Origin of the sequence: Baekduia alba, assembly GCF_028416635.1 — a bacterium.
GTDB classification, from domain to species: Bacteria; Actinomycetota; Thermoleophilia; order Solirubrobacterales; family Solirubrobacteraceae; genus Baekduia; species Baekduia alba.
Window position 1 is genome coordinate 4,286,417 of the sequence record NZ_CP114013.1, and the last position, 18,556, is coordinate 4,304,972.

General features: G+C 70.9%; 22 protein-coding genes. 14 read left to right on the forward strand and 8 right to left on the reverse strand.

Annotation, left to right across the window (positions count from 1 at the left end; translation table 11 throughout):
* The 5 genes from DSM104299_RS21465 (at nt 1) to DSM104299_RS21485 (ending at nt 5,009) form a co-directional block, all read left to right on the forward strand.
* Complete coding sequence (locus DSM104299_RS21465; protein WP_272473702.1) at nt 1-801, forward strand: enoyl-CoA hydratase/isomerase family protein; 801 nt, start codon at nt 1-3, stop codon at nt 799-801.
* A gap of 237 nt (nt 802-1,038) precedes the next feature.
* Nucleotides 1,039-1,947, forward strand: coding sequence for a cytochrome c oxidase subunit II (coxB, locus tag DSM104299_RS21470; protein WP_272473703.1), 909 nt, complete (start codon nt 1,039-1,041; stop codon nt 1,945-1,947).
* A 24-nt stretch (nt 1,948-1,971) separates the two neighbouring features.
* Entirely contained in the window at nt 1,972-3,699 is a 1,728-nt protein-coding gene (ctaD, locus tag DSM104299_RS21475) for a cytochrome c oxidase subunit I (RefSeq protein WP_272473704.1), read from the forward strand.
* A gap of 25 nt (nt 3,700-3,724) precedes the next feature.
* Entirely contained in the window at nt 3,725-4,639 is a 915-nt protein-coding gene (locus DSM104299_RS21480) for a heme o synthase (protein WP_272473705.1), read from the forward strand.
* Nucleotides 4,640-4,772: 133 nt separating this feature from the next.
* Nucleotides 4,773-5,009, forward strand: coding sequence for a hypothetical protein (locus tag DSM104299_RS21485; protein WP_272473706.1), 237 nt, complete (start codon nt 4,773-4,775; stop codon nt 5,007-5,009).
* Between the two features lie 194 nt (nt 5,010-5,203).
* Here DSM104299_RS21485 and DSM104299_RS21490 read toward each other — a convergent pair whose 3' ends face one another.
* A complete protein-coding gene (locus DSM104299_RS21490; RefSeq protein ID WP_349294470.1) occupies nt 5,204-5,629 on the reverse strand; it encodes a CBS domain-containing protein in 426 nt (141 codons plus the stop codon).
* A gap of 140 nt (nt 5,630-5,769) precedes the next feature.
* Here DSM104299_RS21490 and DSM104299_RS21495 point away from each other — a divergent pair, with 140 nt between their 5' ends.
* From DSM104299_RS21495 to DSM104299_RS21520, 6 genes are all read left to right on the forward strand, one after another.
* Nucleotides 5,770-6,165, forward strand: coding sequence for a helix-turn-helix transcriptional regulator (locus tag DSM104299_RS21495; protein ID WP_272473708.1), 396 nt, complete (start codon nt 5,770-5,772; stop codon nt 6,163-6,165).
* Between the two features lie 154 nt (nt 6,166-6,319).
* Nucleotides 6,320-7,354 carry a cytochrome c oxidase subunit II gene (coxB, locus tag DSM104299_RS21500; RefSeq protein ID WP_272473709.1) on the forward strand — a complete coding sequence of 345 codons (1,035 nt, stop codon included), beginning with the start codon at nt 6,320-6,322 and terminating at the stop codon, nt 7,352-7,354.
* A 155-nt stretch (nt 7,355-7,509) separates the two neighbouring features.
* Nucleotides 7,510-9,264, forward strand: coding sequence for a cytochrome c oxidase subunit I (ctaD, locus tag DSM104299_RS21505; RefSeq protein ID WP_432419788.1), 1,755 nt, complete (start codon nt 7,510-7,512; stop codon nt 9,262-9,264).
* A 16-nt stretch (nt 9,265-9,280) separates the two neighbouring features.
* Entirely contained in the window at nt 9,281-10,123 is an 843-nt protein-coding gene (locus DSM104299_RS21510; protein ID WP_272473711.1) for a hypothetical protein, read from the forward strand.
* A 15-nt stretch (nt 10,124-10,138) separates the two neighbouring features.
* A complete protein-coding gene (locus DSM104299_RS21515) occupies nt 10,139-10,756 on the forward strand; it encodes a cytochrome c oxidase subunit 3 (protein WP_272473712.1) in 618 nt (205 codons plus the stop codon).
* Nucleotides 10,756-10,932, forward strand: coding sequence for a hypothetical protein (locus DSM104299_RS21520; RefSeq protein WP_272473713.1), 177 nt, complete (start codon nt 10,756-10,758; stop codon nt 10,930-10,932). Before DSM104299_RS21515 ends, DSM104299_RS21520 begins: the two co-directional genes overlap by 1 nt.
* Before the next feature lie 178 nt (nt 10,933-11,110).
* On the opposite strand, the gene DSM104299_RS21525 is transcribed toward DSM104299_RS21520, so the two are convergent.
* On the reverse strand, nt 11,111-11,836 hold the full coding sequence (locus DSM104299_RS21525) for a c-type cytochrome (protein ID WP_272473714.1): 726 nt from the start codon (nt 11,834-11,836) through the stop codon (nt 11,111-11,113).
* A gap of 50 nt (nt 11,837-11,886) precedes the next feature.
* Entirely contained in the window at nt 11,887-13,458 is a 1,572-nt protein-coding gene (locus tag DSM104299_RS21530) for a glycosyltransferase family 4 protein (protein WP_272473715.1), read from the reverse strand.
* 59 nt (nt 13,459-13,517) lie between these two features.
* On the opposite strand from DSM104299_RS21530, the gene DSM104299_RS21535 reads away from it, so the two are divergent.
* Nucleotides 13,518-13,799 carry a hypothetical protein gene (locus tag DSM104299_RS21535; RefSeq protein ID WP_272473716.1) on the forward strand — a complete coding sequence of 94 codons (282 nt, stop codon included), beginning with the start codon at nt 13,518-13,520 and terminating at the stop codon, nt 13,797-13,799.
* Between the two features lie 14 nt (nt 13,800-13,813).
* Entirely contained in the window at nt 13,814-14,317 is a 504-nt protein-coding gene (locus DSM104299_RS21540; protein ID WP_272473717.1) for a hypothetical protein, read from the forward strand.
* A gap of 129 nt (nt 14,318-14,446) precedes the next feature.
* Here the strand turns inward: DSM104299_RS21540 and DSM104299_RS21545 are convergent, their stop codons facing one another.
* Nucleotides 14,447-15,097, reverse strand: coding sequence for a hypothetical protein (locus DSM104299_RS21545; RefSeq protein WP_272473718.1), 651 nt, complete (start codon nt 15,095-15,097; stop codon nt 14,447-14,449).
* Between the two features lie 94 nt (nt 15,098-15,191).
* Between DSM104299_RS21545 and DSM104299_RS21550 the strand changes: the two genes are divergently transcribed.
* The gene (locus DSM104299_RS21550; protein ID WP_272473719.1) at nt 15,192-16,418 is read left to right on the forward strand and encodes an MFS transporter; all 1,227 of its coding nucleotides are present in this window, start codon (nt 15,192-15,194) and stop codon (nt 16,416-16,418) included.
* Here DSM104299_RS21550 and DSM104299_RS21555 read toward each other — a convergent pair.
* From DSM104299_RS21555 to DSM104299_RS21570, 4 genes are read right to left on the reverse strand one after another with little or no spacing between them, the layout of a single operon-like run.
* The gene (locus DSM104299_RS21555) at nt 16,397-16,756 is read right to left on the reverse strand and encodes a cupin domain-containing protein (RefSeq protein ID WP_272473720.1); all 360 of its coding nucleotides are present in this window, start codon (nt 16,754-16,756) and stop codon (nt 16,397-16,399) included. The two genes, DSM104299_RS21550 and DSM104299_RS21555, sit on opposite strands and share 22 nt — an antisense overlap.
* Entirely contained in the window at nt 16,753-17,337 is a 585-nt protein-coding gene (locus DSM104299_RS21560; RefSeq protein ID WP_272473721.1) for a hypothetical protein, read from the reverse strand. Before DSM104299_RS21560 ends, DSM104299_RS21555 begins: the two co-directional genes overlap by 4 nt.
* Nucleotides 17,338-17,342: 5 nt before the next feature.
* Nucleotides 17,343-18,122 (reverse strand): enoyl-CoA hydratase/isomerase family protein, encoded by a 780-nt coding sequence (locus DSM104299_RS21565; protein ID WP_272473722.1) that lies wholly within the window; start codon nt 18,120-18,122, stop codon nt 17,343-17,345.
* Entirely contained in the window at nt 18,119-18,544 is a 426-nt protein-coding gene (locus DSM104299_RS21570) for an HIT family protein (protein ID WP_272473723.1), read from the reverse strand. Before DSM104299_RS21570 ends, DSM104299_RS21565 begins: the two co-directional genes overlap by 4 nt.
* Nucleotides 18,545-18,556 lie beyond the last annotated feature (12 nt).

The window sequence follows — 18,556 nt, forward strand, 5'->3', positions numbered from 1 at the left end:
ATGACGACCCAGCTGGAGACCGTCCGCATCGAACGGCGCGGCGCCGCGGCGACCATCGTGCTGTCCCGACCGGAGACGATGAACGCCTGGAACAAGCAGTTCGGGATCGACCTGCGCGCGGCGGTCGACGAGCTGGGCGCCGACGACGGCGTGCGCGTCGTGTGCGTCACCGGCGCCGGGCGCGGGTTCTCCAGCGGCGCCGACCTGCGCGACATCTCCGACGAGCAGACGCCGCAGGGCCGCCCCGACGTCTACAAGACGCTGACCGAGCGCTACCACCCGATCATCACCGGCCTGCGGACGATGCCCAAGCCGGTCGTCGCCGCCGTCAACGGCCCGGCCGTCGGCATCGGGCTGAGCCTCGCGCTGTGCGCCGACCTCGTGGTCGCCAAGGAGTCGGCCTACTTCCTGCTGGCCTTCGTGAACATCGGCCTGGCGCCCGACGGCGGGTCCTCGCTCTTCGTCCCCGAGCGCGTCGGGTTCACGCGCGCGATCGAGATGGCGATGCTCGGCGAGCGGATCGGCGCCCAGCAGGCGGCCGCGTGGGGCCTCATCAACCGGGCCGTCCCGGACGCCGACTTCGATGCCGAAGTCGAGGCGCTGGTCGACCGCCTGGCGGACGGCGCGACCGCCGCCTACGCCGGCGTCAAGCGCCAGCTCAACGCCTGGCTGTACGCGCGCATGGACGGCCAGTTGGAGCTGGAAGCCCAGGTTCAGCAGGAGATGGCGCACTCCGACGACTTCGTCGAGGGCGTCACCGCGTTCCTCCAGAAGCGACCCGCGCGGTTCGCCGGTCGCTGACGGTCCGGCAGACGCCCGCGAACACCCGTACGGTCCCGAACGGAGTGCGCCCGCGCCGGGCCTCTCCGGCGAGCGGTCGTCTGACGGCCGTTCATGAATAGAATCCGCGCCGCCTTGGACACCTCTCGCCTTCGCAACCTCATGACTTCGCGCCGCGCCATCAAGACACCTGCTCCGGAGGAGACAGCGTCGGTCTCTCGCAGATCGCGCAATCTCATCCTCGCCCTCCTTGCCGTCGTGACGGGCGCGCTGCTCCTGGCGCCCGTCGCCGGGGCGGATCTGCTGTCTCCGGAGTCGGGCGGTTCGCCGAACGCCGACGACATCGACACGCTCTACTGGATCATCTTCGGCGTCGCCGTCGTGGTGTTCGTCGGGGTCGAGGGCGTGCTCCTCTACTCCGTCTTCAAGTTCAAGGCGCGCAAGGGCGCCGTCCCGGCCCAGATCCGCGGCAACACGCGGCTGGAGATCGGCTGGACCGTCGGCGCCGCCGTCATCCTCGTGATCCTCGCGACCGTGACGTTCATCAAGCTCGACGCGATCCGCAACCCGCCGAACTCGAGCGCGAGCGGCCTGCAGCTCGCCGACACGAGCCGGCGCCTGCCGCCCAGCGGCAAGTCCTTGAACATCTGCGTCAACGGCCAGCAGTACATCTGGCGGTTCACCTACCAGGAGAACTGCGACCCGAAGTCGGCCAAGAACCTCGGCGCGCCGTTCTCCTACGAGGAGATGGTCGTCCCGGTCGGCACGACGGTGACGCTGGACATCAACGCCCAGGACGTCGCGCACTCCTGGTGGATCCCGAAGCTCGGCGGCAAGTTCGACGCCATCCCGGGGTACACGAACCACACCTGGTTCCAGGTCCCGACCAAGTTCGGCGACAAGCCGGGTGGCACCGTCTTCTTCGGCCAGTGCGCCGAGCTCTGCGGCCGCAACCACGCGAACATGACGGCTCGCGTCCGCGCCGTCTCCGTTCCGGAGTACCAGAAGTGGCTCGCGCTGCGGAAGGCCAACATCAAGGCGGCCGAGGTGCAGGGCGCCGCTCAGCGCAAGAAGCTGAACGACTCCAACGCCAACAGCCAGCCCGCCGACTCGGCGGACCCGGGGCAGAACCCGGCGCAAGAAGACCTCTCCACCCCCCAGCCGTAACCCCCTGAGGATCTGACAGACCGCATGGCCGCCACCGTCGAAGCACCCACCACCACCGTCGAGCCGATCCCGCAGGTCGCCGCCCGCAAGGTCGACGCGCCCGCCACCGGCTGGACGTCGTGGGTCACCACGACCGACCACAAGCGCATCGGGATCATGTACCTGGTCCTGACGTTCGCCTTCTTCATCCTGGGCGGCGTCGAGGCGCTGCTCATCCGCCTGCAGCTCGCGGTCCCCAACAACGACCTGCTGACGCCGCAGACGTACAACGAGCTGTTCACGATGCACGGGACGACGATGATCTTCCTGTTCGTCGTGCCGGTCATGGCCGGGTTCGGCAACTACTTCGTGCCGCTGATGATCGGCGCGCGCGACATGGCGTTCCCGAAGCTCAACGCGCTGTCGTTCTGGCTCCTGGCCGCCGGCGGCCTGGTCTTCTACGCGTCGATCTTCTTCAGCCCGCCCGAGTGCGGCTGGACGTGCTACTCGCCGCTGAGCGACACCGACTACCTGCCGTCGGGCGGCGTGGACGCGTGGATCTTCCTCATCCACCTCACGGGCCTCAGCTCGCTGGTGGGCGCCGTCAACTTCTACGCGACGATCGCGAACATGCGCGCGCCCGGCATGGGCTGGGGCCGCCTGCCGCTGTTCGTCTGGGCGATCCTGACCTACGCGGTCCTGCTGATCCTCGCCCTGCCGGTCATCGCCGCGGCCGTGACGCTGCTGCTGACCGACCGCCACTTCGGGACGCACTTCTACGACGCGTCCAACGGGGGCTCGCCGCTGCTGTGGCAGCACCTGTTCTGGTTCTTCGGGCACCCCGAGGTGTACATCATGGTGCTGCCGGGCTTCGGCATCATCTCCGAGGTCCTCCCGGTGTTCTCGCGCAAGCCGATCTTCGGCTACAAGGCGATCGCCGCGGCGACGCTGGTCATCGCGTTCCTCGGCCTCCTCGTCTGGGCGCACCACATGTTCTCGACCCCGAGCCCGTCGCTCGTGCTCGTGTTCTTCATGATGAGCTCGTTCCTCATCGCGGTGCCGACCGGCGTCAAGATCTTCAACTGGATCGCGACGCTGTGGCGCGGCACGATCACCTACACGACGTCGCTGCTGTTCGCCGTCGGCTTCATCGGGACGTTCCTGATCGGCGGCATCACCGGCATCTTCGTCGCGGTGTTCCCGGTCGACTGGCAGCTGACCGACACCTACTTCGTGGTCGCGCACTTCCACTACGTGCTGATGGGCGGCGCGGTCTTCACGATCTTCTCGGGCCTCTACTACTGGTTCCCGAAGATGACGGGCCGGCTGCTCAGCGAGCCGCTCGGCAAGGCCTCCTTCTGGCTCATGCTCATCGGCTTCCACGTCACCTTCCTGGTGCAGCACTCGGCCGGCATGGAGGGCATGCCGCGACGGGTCTACGAGTACTCCGACGTCCAGGACCTGGCGATCCTCAACCTGATCTCGACGATCGGCGCGTTCATCCTCGGCTTCGGCATCCTGCTGACGCTGATCAACGTCCTGATCTCGGTCAAGAAGGGCGCCGTCGCGGGGCCGGACCCGTGGAAGGCCAACACGCTCGAGTGGTTCACGCAGTCGCCGCCGCCGGTCAACAACTTCGACTCGGTCCCGCGCATCCGCTCGGTCGAGCCGATGAAGGACATCCGCCGTCAGGTGATCGCGCAGACCGGCGCGCCGGAGCCGGCGTACATGACCGCCATGGAGGCTGGCCGGCTCGCCGGCGACGGCCACTAGGCCCTCGCGGTAGGCTCGCCACGCCATGGAGGCGTCACGCGCAACCCCTGCGCCCGCAGCGGCCCCGCTGCCGGCGTCCGGGACCCGTCAGCTGGTCAGCGACCTCGTCGCCCTGACCAAGCCCAAGGTCCAGTCGCTGCTCCTGCTGACGACGGTGACGACGATGCTCGTCGCCGGCAGCCCGTCGATCGAGCTGATCGTCGCGACGTGCATCGGCGGGTACATGAGCGCGGGCGGCGCCGGCGCGGTCAACCACTGGTACGACCGCGACATCGACGCGCAGATGGCGCGCACCGCCACGCGGCCGATCCCGGCCGGGCGCATCGCGCCGCGCACCGCGCTGTGGTTCGGGATCGGGCTGGGCGTCGCCGGCTTCTTCTGGCTGTGGCTGACGTCCAACCTGCTCGCGGGCGCGCTGTCGTTCTCCGGCTTCCTGGGCTACACGCTGCTGTACACCGCGTGGCTCAAGCGCCGCACGTGGCAGAACATCGTCTGGGGCGGCGCCGCAGGCGCCGTGCCGCCGCTGGTCGGCTGGGCCGCGGTGACCGGTGGTCTCACGGGCCTGCCGATCTACCTGTTCGCGATCGTCTTCTTCTGGACGCCGCCGCACTTCTGGGCGCTGTCGATCCTGATGAAGGACGAGTACGCGAAGGTCGGCGTGCCGATGCTGCCGGTCGTGCGCGGCGAGGGCGAGACGCGCCGCCAGATCCTGCTCTACAGCGTGCTGCTCTACGCGGTCTCGCAGCTGCCGTTCTGCGGCGGCGGCGGGCTGGGCGCGCTCTACGTCGGCGCCTCGGGCCTCCTGGGCATCGTCTTCATCGCGCTGGCCGTCGGGCTCTATCGCCAGGCCACGCGCAAGGCCGCACTGCGGCTGTACCTGTTCTCGCTCCTCTACCTCGCGCTGCTCTTCGCGTCGATGGTGGCGGACGTCAAGCTGTAGCCCCGTCTGGGAGAATCTCGACCCGTATGGACCGCAACCTCGCCCGCAAGAACGTGCGCACCGGCCTGATCGCCGGCGCGGTGTGCTTCGTCATGTTCGGCCTGACCTTCGTCGCCGCGGCGATCTACGTCTCGTGAGCCACGACCCGGACATCCCGCCCGTCGGTGAGGAGATCCACCTCCCCGGCGGCTCGATCCAGCCGCTGCTGCTGACGATCGGCATCACCGCCGCCCTGGTCGGCGTCACGACGACCTGGTGGCTCACGGGCGCCGGCGGCGTCCTGGCGGTGTGGGTGATCCTGCGCTGGATCGCCGACACGCGCCGCGACATCGCCGAGCTCCCGCTCCACCACGACGCCGAGCACCACTAGCGCGCCGTTGGCATAGGCCTTGACTTGCCGGAGGGCGGGCGCGCGCGTTCGCCCTTCGTCGTTCCTGGGCGCCTTCTAGGCCTCCATGGCGCCGACGGAGGCGGCGGTGTGCTCGGGCACGTCGCAGATCGCGCGCACTATCCAGCCGACTGGCCGACGGACGCCCCGGCGGGCACGTCGCAGATCGCGCCGCGCTATCCAGCCGACTGGCCGACGGACGCCCCGGCGGGCACGTCGCAGATCGCGCCGTCGTCGGTCCAGCAGCGCACCACGTCGCGGACCGACAGGATCCCGCGGATCTCGCCGGCATCGGTCACGATCAGGTGGCGGAAGCCGCCGCGCACCATCGCCGCGGCCGCCTCTTCCAGCGACCACTCCGGCGAGGCGAAGACGACCTCCTGGGTCAGGTGGTCGCCGACCAGCTCGGCGTCGACGTCCTGGCCCTTGCCGATCGCGTCGAGCACGTCGCGCTCGGTCAGGATCCCCGGTCCCATGGCATCCGGGTCCAACACGACCGCCGCGCCGACGTGCCGATCGGACATCGCCTTGGCGGCGGCTCGAAGGGTGTGGCCGGGGCCCACGGTGAGGACCATGCTGCTCATGCCGTCACGCACCTGCATCCTGAGATCGCTCCTTCGTCCTCCGCGCTTGCAACGATTGCCTCAAGGTTGCAATCTAGCAGCGTCGCCCACGACCGCCAACGGGTCCGCCGGGCCGGCGATGATCCGAAGGCGCACGCGCCACGTATCCCCCGCACGTCATGCACCGACCAGCCACCATCCGCCTGCGAACCAGCCTCTTCGAAGACGCGGTCGCGATCGTCGAGAGCGAGTACGCCCAGGACCTGTCGCTCGACGACATCGCCCGCCGCGTCGCGTCCTCCCGACGCCAGCTCCAGCGCGCCTACTCCGAGATCGGCGAGACCACCTTCCGGGAGCACCTGACGGCCGTGCGCATGGACCGTGCGGCCGAGCTGCTGCGGATCCGCGGCCTCACCGTGAGAGATGTCGCCCACCGCGTGGGCTACCGCCAGCCCGCCCAGTTCGCCAAGGCGTTCCGCCGTCATCACGGCATCGCGCCGTCCGATTTCCGCGCCAGTGGGCGGTTCTCGCGCCCTGAGGCCGTCCCCGCGACGGCCGACGACGCCGCCGCCTAGCGCCGCCGACACGCCCACCGAGGTCTGTCGGCACGATCACGCGTTGCGTGTCGTCGGTCCCGGCGCATAGGATCGCCGGGCTATGGGTGAGGAGAGCACTCGAGCGGAGGCCGATCCCCTGGGAGGACGGGGAGGCCGACGCACCATCACGAAGATGGTGATCGTCGGCCTCATCGCGTCAGTTCTGGGCATCGCTCTCGGGCTCGTCATCGATTGGTTCCCCGCACAGGGGTCAGAGCAGGCGAAGAAGATCGACACGTTCTGGGACGTGTTGATCATCTGCTCGGTCCCCGTGTTCGTCCTCGTGACGGGCGTCGTGCTCTACTCGGCCCGGTACTTCCGGATGCGCCCCGGGGAGGAGAACCTCGACGGGCCGCCGATCCACGGCAACACGCGCCTCGAGGTCGTCTGGACCGCGATCCCGGCGATCATGCTGATGGCGCTGTGCACCTACGCCTACCTCGTGCTGCACGACATCGAGAAGGCGCCGGCCGCCGGCAACGAGCGCCAGATCCAGGTCAACGGCCAGCAGTTCACGTGGACCTTCGACTACAACGAGGGCGGCAAGAAGTTCTCGTCGGCGCAGCTCTACGTGCCCGAGGGCGAGTCGGTCAAGTTCAACGTCAAGACCCGCGACGTGCTCCACGACTTCTGGGTCCCGGCGTGGCGGATGAAGATCGACGCCGTGCCGGGCATCACGACGAACTACCGGGTCACGCCGATCAAGCTCGGCACCTACCCCGTCGTCTGCGCCGAGCTCTGCGGCCTCGGGCACGCCTTCATGCGCCAGACCGCGCACGTGCTGCCCAAGGCCCAGTACGCCGCCTGGGTCAAGAAGATGTCGGCGCCCGCGGCGGGCGGCGCGGCGGCCGGTGGCGCGGGCGGCGCGGCTCCGGCCGTCGACGCCAAGGCCCTCTTCCAGCAGGGTGAGACGCAGACCGGCGCGACCGCCTGCGGCGGCTGCCACAAGCTCGCCGACGCGGGGACGGCCGGCGGCGTCGGCCCGGAACTCGACCAGGTGCTCAAGGGCAAGGACGCGGCGTTCATCAAGGAGTCGATCCTGAACCCGAACGCCGAGATCGCCGCGGGGTTCGACAAGGGGATCATGCCCGACACCTACAGCAAGCTCCTGACCGGCCCTGAGGTCGACGCGCTCGTCAAGTACCTGGAGGAGGTGGCGGCCAAGTGACCGCCAAGGTGCGCCAGCCCGGCTGGTACCGGGCCGCCTGGTTCATGTTCATCGCGGCGGCGGGCGCGACCGGCCTCAGCTGGCTCGTGCGCATGCTGTACGGGCACGACCGCTTCGGCCACTTCCTCGAGGCCGAGTCGATCGTCCTCATCGGGATGTTCGTCCTGCCGTTCGCGTTCCTGATCGGCCTGGGCTGCTTCGACTACTGGTTCTACTGGGCCGCCGGCAAGCCGACGCGGGCCGAGGACCACTCGTCGCACGGCGCGACGTCGTGGAAGAGCTACTTCCACCCGAACACCGACCACAAGGTCATCGGGATCCAGTACACCGTCCACTCGTTCTTCTTCCTGTTCGTGGGCGGCCTGATGGCGATGCTGATGCGCGCCGAGCTGGCCCAGCCGGGGCGGCAGTTCGTGGACGCCAACACGTTCAACGGGCTGTTCAGCGTCCACGCGTCGATCCTGATCTTCCTGTTCATCATCCCCGTGTTCGCGGGGCTGGCGAACTTCGTCCTGCCGCTGATGATCGGCGCGCCGGACATGGCCTTCCCGCGGCTGAACGCGCTGTCGTTCTGGCTGCTGCCGTGCGCGGGCGTGCTGATGCTCGCGTCGTTCTTCGCGCCGGGCGGCTCGTTCGCCTCGGGCTGGACGGCCTACGCGCCGCTGTCGACGACCGCGCCACTCGGGCAGATGTTCTTCACCATCGCGGTCCAGTTCGCGGGCGCGTCGTCGATCGCGACCGCGCTCAACTTCCTGGTGACGATCATCACCATGCGCGCGCCCGGCATGTCGTTCTTCCGGATGCCGCTGCTGGCGTGGGCGAACTTCTCGACGTCGCTGCTGGTCGTCATCGCGACGCCGTTCATCGCCGCGTCGCAGTTCTTCGTCCTGCTGGACTACGCGCTCGGCTTCCACTTCTTCGACGCCGACAAGGGCGGCGACGTGCTGATGTACCAGCACGTCTTCTGGTTCTACAGCCACCCGGCCGTCTACATCATGATGTTGCCCGGCTTCGGCATCGTCAGCGAGGTGCTGGCGGTCAAGGCCCGCAAGCCGATCTTCGGCTACCGGATGATGGCCTTCTCGCTGCTGGCGATCGTCGTGCTCGGGTTCACGGTCTGGGCCCACCACATGTTCGTGTCGGGCATGCAGTCGTGGATCCGGATCCCGATGATGGTCACCACGGCGATCATCGCGGTGCCGACCGGCATCAAGATCTTCTCGTGGCTGGCGACCCTCTGGCGCGGGGTCATCCGGCTCGACACGCCGATGCTCTTCGCGCTCGGCTTCCTGACGATGTTCACCTGCGGCGGCATCTCGGGCGTGATGCTCGCGATGATCCCGCTGGACATCCACGTCAGCGACACCTACTTCATCGTCGCCCACATCCACTACGTGCTGTTCGGCGGGTCGCTGTTCACGATCTTCGCCGGCGTCTACTACTGGTTCCCGAAGATGACGGGCCGGATGTACGACGAGAAGCTCGGCAAGCTGCACTTCTGGACGACGTTCGTCTTCTTCAACGCGACGTTCGCGCCGATGCACATCATCGGCGTCAACGGCATGCCGCGCCGCGTCGCCGACTACGCGGACCAGTTCGCCACGTGGAACCTGGTGATCTCGCTCGCCTCGTTCTGCCTGGGGCTGAGCTCGCTGATCTTCGCCTACAACATGGTCGCGTCCTGGCGCGGCGGTGCGCGCGCGGTGGCCAACCCCTGGCGCGCGCTCACGCTGGAGTGGCAGGTCTCCTCGCCGCCGCCGGTGTTCAACTTCGACCAGGTCCCGACGGTCGTCGGCGGCCCGTACGAGTACGGGGTGCCGGGCGCGGTGCACGGGATCTTCGGGCCGGCGGCGCCGGCCGAGGCCAAGGCGACCCCGGCGGGCACCCATGCCCAGCCACCCACCGAGTGATGAGGAGCGGGAACTCATGAGCACCATCTTGGTCGTGGCCAACGAGACGCTGGCGGGCGCGCAGCTGCTCGAGGTCGTCAAGGACCGCGTGGCGGCCGGCGGCGAGGGCACGCGCGTCATCGTGTGCGTGCCGCGCAACAAGCCCAAGCACGGCAACATCATCTACGACGACTTCGTCTTCGACGCCGCGAAGGTGCGGATCGACCTGGCCCGGCGCTTCCTGCGCGACCAGGACATCAACGCCGTCGGCGACATCGGCGACCCGGACCCGTACACCGCGACGATGGACGCGGTGCGCGAGCACCATCCGGACGAGATCATCGTGTCGACCTACCCGGCGACCGTGTCGGGCTGGCTGCGGCGCGACCTGATCGAGCGCATCGAGCAGGCGTCGGGGCTGCCGGTCACGCACGTCGAGCAGGACATCGACGCCGTCGGCATCCCGTTCCACGTGACGCTCGTGGTGGCGGCCAAGACCGCGTCGGGCGACGAGCTGCTGGCGTCGCTGAAGGCCAAGGCCGGCGACGACCCCCGCGGGTCGCTGTTCATCGTCATCGTCCCCCAGGAGGGCGGCGAGGGCCACCACGCGGCCCGGGCGCGCGCCCGCATGGCGCAGGTCGTGGACCGCCTGATCAGCGAGAACCTGATCGCGGCGGGCATGATCGGCGACCCGGACCCTTACACGGCGACGATGAACGCGCTGCAGTTCTTCCGCGTCGACGACATCGTGATCTCCACGCTGCCCGCCACGCGCTCCGGGTGGCTGCGGGCCGACCTCGTCGAGCGCGTGCGCAAGGTCACCAACAAGCCGGTCGAGCACGTCGAGACGGCGGATCGCTCCGCCACCCAAGCCGCGTAGCCACGCAGGAGAACCATGGAAGCCGCATCGATCCCCGCCGCCCACGGGCACGACCACCACGGTCCGCCGCCGGCCAACCGCAGCTCGCGGGTGGAGCCCGCGCTGCTCGGGATGTTGTTGTTCATCATCTCCGAGGTGATGGTCTTCGGGGCCTTCTTCACGGCGTACTTCTTCATCCGCGTCGTGGCCGTCCCCGGCGGCTGGTTCCCGATCGACGACATGGACCTGCCGGTCGCCGTCGCAGGCGTCAACACCGCGATCCTGGTCTCGTCGTCGCTGACGCTGCACTGGGCGCAGACGTCGATCAAGAACGGCAACCGCTTCGGCCTGCAGGCCGGGATGTCGGCGACGTTCCTGCTCGGGCTGACGTTCCTCTTCATCCAGATCAACGAGTACGTCCACATCGGCTTCGCGCCGCAGGACAACGCGCAGGCGACGGTGTTCTTCTCGCTGACGGGCCTGCACGGCGCGCACGTGACGATCGGCCTGATCCTGCTCGGGATGGTCACGATCCGGGCGTTCCGCGGGCACTTCTCGCCGGAGCACCATCAGGGCGTCGAGATCCCCGGGATCTACTGGCACTTCGTCGACGTGATGTGGATCGTCGTCTACACGTCGGTCTACGTGCTCTGATGGCCGGCGACGTGACCGACCACGACGACCCGCCCGGCCGCGACTGGAACGCGCTGCTGCTGCGCGCGCTCGAGCCCTTCCGGTCGGAGGCCGCGGCGTTCCGCGTCCTGCTGGCCACCATCGCGCTCTTCGGGACGATCATCTTGATCGTCCTCCTCGTTCGCGCGATCTTCTGAGCTGAGGCAGCCGCGCACGGATGCGCGAAGCGGCAGGGCGGCGCACTGAGGGCGCCGCCCTTCGCTGCTCTCGGCGTCCGCGGCGACCCCGCCGCGACGTTCGGGCGCCCACCGTCGGCAGACGTTGCCCACGCCGACGGCGCCGCCACCGCACCCGCGCTCCGCAGGTGCGGCCTGGCTACTTGACGGTGAGCTTGCCTTCCATGCCCGCCTCGCGGTGGCCGGGCACCGAGCAGTAGTACGTGTAGCTCTGGCCCGCGTCGAGCGTGGCCTTGAACGAGGAGGTCCCGTTGGCCACGACCTCGCCCTTGCCGAGGCCGTCGATGACGATGTCGTGCTGCGTGCCCGACTTGTTGGGCATCTCGATCGTCACGGGGCCGGCCTGGCCGATCGCCTTGGCGTCGGCGAACGCGAGCTGGCCGCCGGGGTCGGCCGGGATCGAGATGACGCCGGCCTTCTCGGTCGCCGTCCCGCCGCCCGCGGCCTTGACCGCGGTCGCCAGGCGGCCGCTGTCCTTGCCGGTCAGCGATGAGACCGACGCGACGTAGGCCGCCACGTCGTGCGCGTTCTGACCGGAGACGAGCTTGGCCGGCATCTTGATGCCCTGGGAGTTCTTCAGCCGGTTCGGATACAGGATCTGCTTGTAGACGACCCCGCGGACCGCGGACGTGCCGAAGCCCTCCTTGATGGACTGCTGGAACGCCTGGTCCAGGTCCGGGCCGGTCGTGCCCTTGGTCCCGGCACGCGAAAGCGTGTGGCAGGACCCGCATTTCTGCACGAACAGCTGCTTCCCGGCGACGACGTCCGGTTGCGGGTCCTTGACGCCCCCACAGGCGGACAGCGCCGGGACGACGGCGACGATGGCAGCGCAGAGCGCAGCGCGCGGCATGATCCTCTTCCCCATGATCGCGGCTGATCCTAACCGCAACCCAGGAGGGCAAGGCAAGGGAACCGTCAGGGCTCGGGCAATGCGCGGTGCTCGCCGCGGGCCGCGGCGATGACGCCGTGGGCCACGCCGTCCCACGAGAACCGCTCCCGCGCCACCCGCACCAGGCCCTCGCGCGTGGCGTCGCGGACGTCCTCGCGGGCCTCCAGCCAGGCGACGATCCGGTCGGCCAGGTCGCGCACGGCGCGTGGTCCGGGCGCGAACCCCAGCCAGGCGCGGGCGGCCACCGGGACGGCGTCGGCCAGGATCGCCCGGACCTCGCCGAGCCCCGAGTGGTCGGCGACGATCGGCAGCGCGCCGCACGCCGCGGCCTCCACGGCGACCATCCCGAACGCCTCCGGGAACGTGGACGGGACGACCTGGGCGTCGGCGGCGCCCAGCAGCGGCGCGAGCTCGGGATGCTCCAGCCGTCCGGTCAGCACCACGCGCTCGCGGACGTGGCGCGCGGCCACGAGGTAGAGCTCGCGGTCGTCGGCGTGCTCGAGGTCGTCCAGGAACGCCTGCAGCAGCCGCAGCGGCGCGTGCGGGCCGCCCTCGGCCGCCCGGCCCTCCTGCGCGAGCGCGCGGACCGTGGCGAGGTCGCCGTCGGCCAGCGCGCCGAGCATCCGCTCCAGGGCGTCCCGGTAGGCGCCGAAGCCGACGACCACGAGCTTCGCGTCCGGGACGGCGGCGAGCACGAGCGGCCACGCGGCCGCGAGCAGGTCGATCCCCTTGGAGACGATGAGCTTGCCGACGAACGCGACGAGCCGGTCGTCGTCGCCCCCGTTGACGATCCTGCCGAGCGCGCGCGCCGCCTCGGCGGGGTCGCGCGAGAACGACGACCCGGACGGGTCCGGCGGCGCGGCGAGCGCCTGCTCGGCCAGGTGCGCGCCCAGCGTGCGCAGGTCCGCGCTCGCGCCCGCGCGCGACCGCGGCCGGAACCGCTCGACGTCGACGCCGGGCGGGCCCAAGCGCGTCCGGGCCGGCAGCTCCGGGTCCTCCATCGCCGCCCACAGCGACTCGGCGGTGTGGCGGGAGCCGACGAGCACCGTCCGCGCCCCGGCCAGCCCCTCGCGGGCGAAGGGCAGGAACCGCTCGGGCTGCGGCTTGACCGCGTACTCCAGCGCGCTGCCGTGGATCTTGACGGCGTACGGGACGGTGCCCGCCAGGGCGCGCGCCACGATCGCCGGGCCCATCACGAGGTGGTTGGCCAGCGCGAGGTCGGGCTGGGCGAGCGCCGCGACCTCGCGGACCGCCTCGACGTTGCGCGCGACGTAGGTCGCGACCTCCGCGTCGGTCAGCTCCGCGAACGTGCGCGCCTCGACGCCCTCGTAGCGGTCGGCCACGTACACGGGCAGGACGCCGCCGATGTCGGGCCGGTAGGTCGTCACACGGCGCTCTGGGCGGATCTGACGCACGACCAGCGCCCCGGAGTCCCAGTCCCCGGCCGCCCCCACCGCGTCGACCTCCGCGGGGTGCGGCTCCTGACACAGCAGGTGCACGTCGTGCCCGGCGTGCGCCAGCGCCTCCGCCAGCAGCGCGTTGTAGACGTTCGAGCCGGTCCCGTGCAGCAGGTAGCCGTGGAAGATCAGGATCCGCAAGCCACGGATGATGCCCGGTTGCGGGGCCTCTGACGCCGACGGTCGATAGGCTTCAGGTTGTGAGCACCCTGCAGCGCTACCGCATGCGCACCCCCTCGACGGGTCGCGAGATCTTCCTCGAGGCCGAGCCGGGCAAGATCTACCGCGACCGCGACACCGGCGAGACTCTCGAGGTCGTCGGCAAGGTCATCCCGCTCGCGCCGAGCCCGTCGCGGCTGCCGTGGGCGGTCGAGAACCTTCGCTTCTGCAACTGGTGCGACGAGCTGGCGCAGAAGGACCTCAACGACTGCCCGACGTGCGGGCGCCGCATGGCACCCCTCGCGGTGCCGTCCGCCGACTGAGAGATCTTCTTCCCGTGCGGCGTCGCGCCACGGCCATCGCCCTGATGCTCCTCGCCACCGGTGGCCTGTCGGCCTGCGGCGGCAACAGCGCGTCGCACGACACGATCCCGAGCAACGCGCCGGAGCTGGTCGCGCCCGAGAGCACGTCGCTGGGCGCCTCGACCCGCACGACGAGCGACAGCGCGTCCTCTTCGACCCCGAGCGACACCGCCTCGGACACCTCGCCGTCGACCACCTCCGCCCCCTCGTCGACCTCGTCGTCGAGCGGCACCGGCGCCGCCAGCGGCACCAGCGCGCCGCCGTCCTCCGGAACCGGCGCAGCCACCGGCGGAACGGGCGCGACCGGCACCGGCACCGGCACCGGCGCAGCCACGGGCGGCACGGGCGCCGCGACCGGCGGCACGGGCTCGACCGGGACCGGCAACGGCGCCACCGGCGGCAGCGGCGGGACCGGCACGACGAACTCCGGCGGCTTCAGCGACTTCTGCTCCCAGAACCCCGGCGCCTGCCCAGGCTGATCGTCCGGGCCGCCTCGCCGCGCCTGACGGCACCGACCGGCTTGACGGGGAGCCTGCCCGCCGGCGCTCGCCCGGCACCGCCAGCCACGACGCTGCGGGCCGGACGATCAGCCTGGCGCGTGACCGTCGCTACGGAGTGGAGATGATGCGCGCGGAGTACATGATGCGCGCGGTGCGGTACAGGCAGTAGTAGTTGCCGACCTGGTTGACCGCCTGCGCGGTCTGGGTCTGGCTGTCGTCGCAGGAGCCCTTGGGCCGTGAGGCGCGCCAGGATGTGTCGCCGCCGAGGCCGGCGGCCAGCGCCGGCACCCAGGTCGGGACCGTCAACCCGATGACGTAGCCCTTCTTGACCGGGATCGTCTTCTGCAGCGCGAACTCGACCGTCTGGCCGAAGTACGGCGTGAGCTTCTGCGTCTCGCCCATCGCGATCTGGCGCGCGTGGAGGTGCTTGCCCATGCGCAGCACCGCGATCGCCGCCTGCGACTCGCCGCCCAGCGACTTGTTGAAGAAGTCGATCTGCTTGTCGCCGGGCTTGGAGAGCTTGACCGTCCACGAGACGAGCACGCCGTCCTTCTGGACGGTGAACAGGCCGCGGTTGGTCCCGACCTTGGCCTGGTAGCCCGTGGTGCGTCCCAGGGCGTAGCAGGGCTTGTCGGGGCAGCTCGGGGTCGCGTCGCCGGGATCGACCGCCGGGACCTGGTCGAGCGTCGCGGGAGCGACGGCGGGATAGGCGAGGCCGGCGCCGATCAGGGCGACCAGCAAGGTGCGGAGACGAGGCATCACGGCAGATTCAACACGACGGACCGGCGAAGTTGCGGCCGTTCGCTTGCGCGGCGGGTGTCTCAACGGAGACGCAACGTCGCCCAATAGCCTGGTGGACATCCTCGTCTCCCCCGCTCCAGCCTCGTTGGACCGCCGTCTGGTCCTGCTCCTGGCGGCCGCCTGCGGCGCCACCGTCGCCAACCTCTACTACGCCCAGCCCCTGCTGCACGTGATCGCCCAGGACTTCGGCGTGTCGTCCGGCACGGCCGGCCTGCTCGTCACGTGCTCGCAGGTGGGCTACGTGGTCGGACTGGTCCTGCTCGTGCCACTGGGCGACCTCCTGGACCGCCGGCGGATGGTCTCGCGGATGCTGCTGCTCGCCGCGGTCGGGCTGGCGGTGGCCGCGGTGGCGCCGTCGTTCGCGGTCCTCGCCGCGGCGCTCGGGGTGATCGGCGTGACGTCGGTGGTCGCGCAGGTGCTGGTGCCGCTGGCCGGGACGCTCGCCCCCGAGCACGAGCGCGGCAAGGTGGTCGGCGACGTCATGAGCGGCCTGCTGATCGGGGTCCTGCTGGCGCGGACCGTGTCCGGCCTGATCGCCGAGCTCGGCGGCTGGCGCAGCGTATACGTGATCGGCGCGGCGCTGATGGTGCTCCTGGCCGGCGTGCTGGCCCGCGCGCTGCCGCCCACGCCGCCGGTCACCGACCTGCCCTACCGCGAGCTGCTGCGCTCGGTCGGCACGCTTGTCCGCGGCGAGCCGATCCTGCGGCGCCGCATGGTGTACGGGGCGGCCGGCATGGCGAGCTTCAGCATCCTGTGGACGTCGATCGCGTTCCTGCTCTCCGGCGATCCCTACAACTACGGCGAGGGCACGATCGGCCTGTTCGGCCTCGCCGGCCTGATGGGCGCCGGTGCCGCGCAGGGCGCCGGGCGGCTGGCCGACCGCGGGCACGGGCACGCGGCGACCGGCCTGTCGCTCCTGGCGGTCGCGGTCGCGTGGGGCCTGCTCGCGCTCGGCGCCTCGTCGCTGGCGGCGCTGATCGCCGGCATCGTGCTGCTCGACCTCGGGATCCAGGGCCAGCACATCCTCAACCAGAGCACGATCTACACGCTGCGCGGCGACGCGCGCTCGCGCGTGACGACGGCCTACATGGCCAACAACTTCGCGTGGGGCGCGCTGGGCAGCGCCGCCGCGGCGTGGGCGTGGACCGCCGGCGGATGGGGTGCGGTCAGCGCGCTGGGCGCCGCCGCGGCGGTCGTGGCGCTGATCGCCTGGGGCGCCGAGCACGTCGGCCGCGTCCGCGCGGCGCGCCTGCGCCCTCAGCCCGAGACGATCGCGTAGACCTTGCGCAGCGTCTCGTGCACGGTCCACACCGTGCGCTGACCGGCCTGCAGGCGGCACGCGTCGCCCGGCCCGACCTCGAGCACCGGCCCGTCCTCGAACGCGATCGTCGCGCGGCCGCTGAGGACGACGAACAGCTCGTCGGCCTCGACGTCGGTCACGGTGCCGGGCGTGATCTCCCAGACCCCGAGCTCGGCGGCGCCGGTCGCCGACCACAGCGGCGTCGACGCGGTCGCCGGCTCGCCGGCCAGGACGTCGGTCGGGTCCAGCTCGTCGGGCGCCAGGACGGCGTCGCCGACGGCGACGACCCACGGCGGCGCGGCGTCCGCGGCGCTCACTTCGCGGGCTCCTGCAGCTTCAGCGTGAGGGTCTTCGGCGCGTCGGGCGCCAGGTCGATGCAGCTGCCGCGCGGACAGCCGGGACGCGTCGTCTCCGCCGCGGCGTAGAGCGTCGCGGGCTTGCCGATCGCCGTCTGGGAGAAGCGCAGCGTGACGGTGGCGTCCGACGGGCGCGTGACGTCCGCGCTCCCGGTGCGCGCCGGCAGCTTGTTGGCGCGCTCCTGCAGGATCGAGCCGCGCAGCTCGCCGTCCTTGTCGGCGGTCGCGCAGGCCAGGTAGTCCGGCGTCGTGTCGGGCGGCGCGGTCGTCGTCCAGGCCTTCAGGCAGACCGAGCCGGGCGGCCCGGAGTCGGCGAGCAGGTCCTTGGCGTCCCACGGGTCGGTGAGCGTGATCGACGCGCGCAGGCGCCCGTCGGCGCTGCGCGAGAGCGAGACGCGCTTGATGTCCAGCGGCGACCGCACGTCGCCCTTGGCGTCGGTGGCGACCTGGGGCTTGGGCGGCGCGGTGGCGGCCAGCGCGGCCGCGACCCCGAGCACGCCGAGCAGCGCGAGCGTCGCGAGCAGGATCGTGGCACGCCTCATCGCGATCAGCGCCCCTCGTAGGTGGCCTTGCCCGGCCCGTCGGTGAGGAACGACTTCACGGCGTTCTGGAGGTCGGCGGTGTCGAACAGCGGGCCGGAGACGTCGGCGACCAGCGCGTCGGCCGCGCGCGCCCCGTGCTCCTTCTGCTCCCAGACCAGGCGCTTGGTCGCGGCGTGGGCCTTGGTCGGGCCGTTGGCGACCTTCGCGGCGAACGCGCGCGCCGCGGCGTCGAAGGTCTCGGGCGCGTACACGCGGTTGACGACGTTCCAGCGCTCGAGCGTCGCGGCGTCGAACAGCTCGCCGGTGAAGATCAGCTCCTTGGCGCGGTTGGGGCCGGCGCGCTCGGCCAGCCGCTGCGGGCCGCCCATCGACGGCGTCAGGCCCACCACGATCTCGACGAGCCCGAACCTCGCGCGCTCGGACGCGAGCAGGACGTCGCACGCCAGCGCGATCTCGAACGCCGCGGTGAGGCACAGGCCGTGCGCGGCGAAGACCGTCGGCAGCGGCAGCTCCTCCAGCACGTGGATCGTGGCGAGCAGCTCGTCCCACAGCTCGCCGCCGCGCTGCGCGGTCATGCCGTCGAAGACCTGGCCGACGTCCACGCCGCCGGAGACGACCTTGCCCTCGGCGCGGATCAGCAGCCCGCGCGGCGGGTCGGCGGCCACCTGGTCGATCGCCTCGCGGAAGCCCGTGAAGACCGCGTCGTCGAAGAGGTTCAGCGGCGGGCTGTCGAAGGTCAGGACCGCGAGCGGGCCCTCGGTCTCGAGACGGACGACGTCGCTCACGCGTAGTGCTCCTTCAACTCGGCGCCGGTGGCCTGGATCTGCTCCTGGTCGCCGGCCGACGGGACCCACGGCAGCTGCAGCGGGTCGTCGGCGTAGCGCGGGATCACGTGGAGGTGGAAGTGGAAGACGGTCTGCCACGCCTCGGCCCCGCAGCTGTTGATGAGGTTGATCCCGTCGGCCCGCAGCGTCGCCTTGGAGACCTTGGCGAGTCGCTGGCCGGCCCGCGCGACGGCCGCGAGGTCCTCCGGGTCGATCTCCAGCAGGTCGCGCGCGTGGGTGCGCGGGACGACGAGCGCGTGGCCACGCGTCGCCGGGTTGATGTCCATGAACGTGACCGTGCGCTCGTCGGACGCGACGACCGTCGCCGGGATCTCGCCGGCCACGATCTTGCAGAACAGGCAGTCGGGGTCTGTGGTGGACATGGCCGCCACCTT

Excerpts from the sequence above, each read along its gene's own strand:
- DSM104299_RS21465 (WP_272473702.1), top strand. The coding sequence starts at position 1 with ATGACGACCCAGCTGGAGACCGTCCGCATCGAACGGCGCGGCGCCGCG.
- ctaD (WP_272473704.1), top strand. The coding sequence starts at position 1,972 with ATGGCCGCCACCGTCGAAGCACCCACCACCACCGTCGAGCCGATCCCG.
- DSM104299_RS21480 (WP_272473705.1), top strand. The coding sequence starts at position 3,725 with ATGGAGGCGTCACGCGCAACCCCTGCGCCCGCAGCGGCCCCGCTGCCG.
- DSM104299_RS21490 (WP_349294470.1), bottom strand. The coding sequence starts at position 5,629 with ATGCAGGTGCGTGACGGCATGAGCAGCATGGTCCTCACCGTGGGCCCC.
- DSM104299_RS21495 (WP_272473708.1), top strand. The coding sequence starts at position 5,770 with ATGCACCGACCAGCCACCATCCGCCTGCGAACCAGCCTCTTCGAAGAC.
- coxB (WP_272473709.1), top strand. The coding sequence starts at position 6,320 with ATGGTGATCGTCGGCCTCATCGCGTCAGTTCTGGGCATCGCTCTCGGG.
- ctaD (WP_432419788.1), top strand. The coding sequence starts at position 7,510 with ATGTTCGTCCTGCCGTTCGCGTTCCTGATCGGCCTGGGCTGCTTCGAC.
- DSM104299_RS21510 (WP_272473711.1), top strand. The coding sequence starts at position 9,281 with ATGAGCACCATCTTGGTCGTGGCCAACGAGACGCTGGCGGGCGCGCAG.
- DSM104299_RS21515 (WP_272473712.1), top strand. The coding sequence starts at position 10,139 with ATGGAAGCCGCATCGATCCCCGCCGCCCACGGGCACGACCACCACGGT.
- DSM104299_RS21520 (WP_272473713.1), top strand. The coding sequence starts at position 10,756 with ATGGCCGGCGACGTGACCGACCACGACGACCCGCCCGGCCGCGACTGG.
- DSM104299_RS21525 (WP_272473714.1), bottom strand. The coding sequence starts at position 11,836 with ATGGGGAAGAGGATCATGCCGCGCGCTGCGCTCTGCGCTGCCATCGTC.
- DSM104299_RS21545 (WP_272473718.1), bottom strand. The coding sequence starts at position 15,097 with ATGCCTCGTCTCCGCACCTTGCTGGTCGCCCTGATCGGCGCCGGCCTC.
- DSM104299_RS21560 (WP_272473721.1), bottom strand. The coding sequence starts at position 17,337 with ATGAGGCGTGCCACGATCCTGCTCGCGACGCTCGCGCTGCTCGGCGTG.
- DSM104299_RS21570 (WP_272473723.1), bottom strand. The coding sequence starts at position 18,544 with ATGTCCACCACAGACCCCGACTGCCTGTTCTGCAAGATCGTGGCCGGC.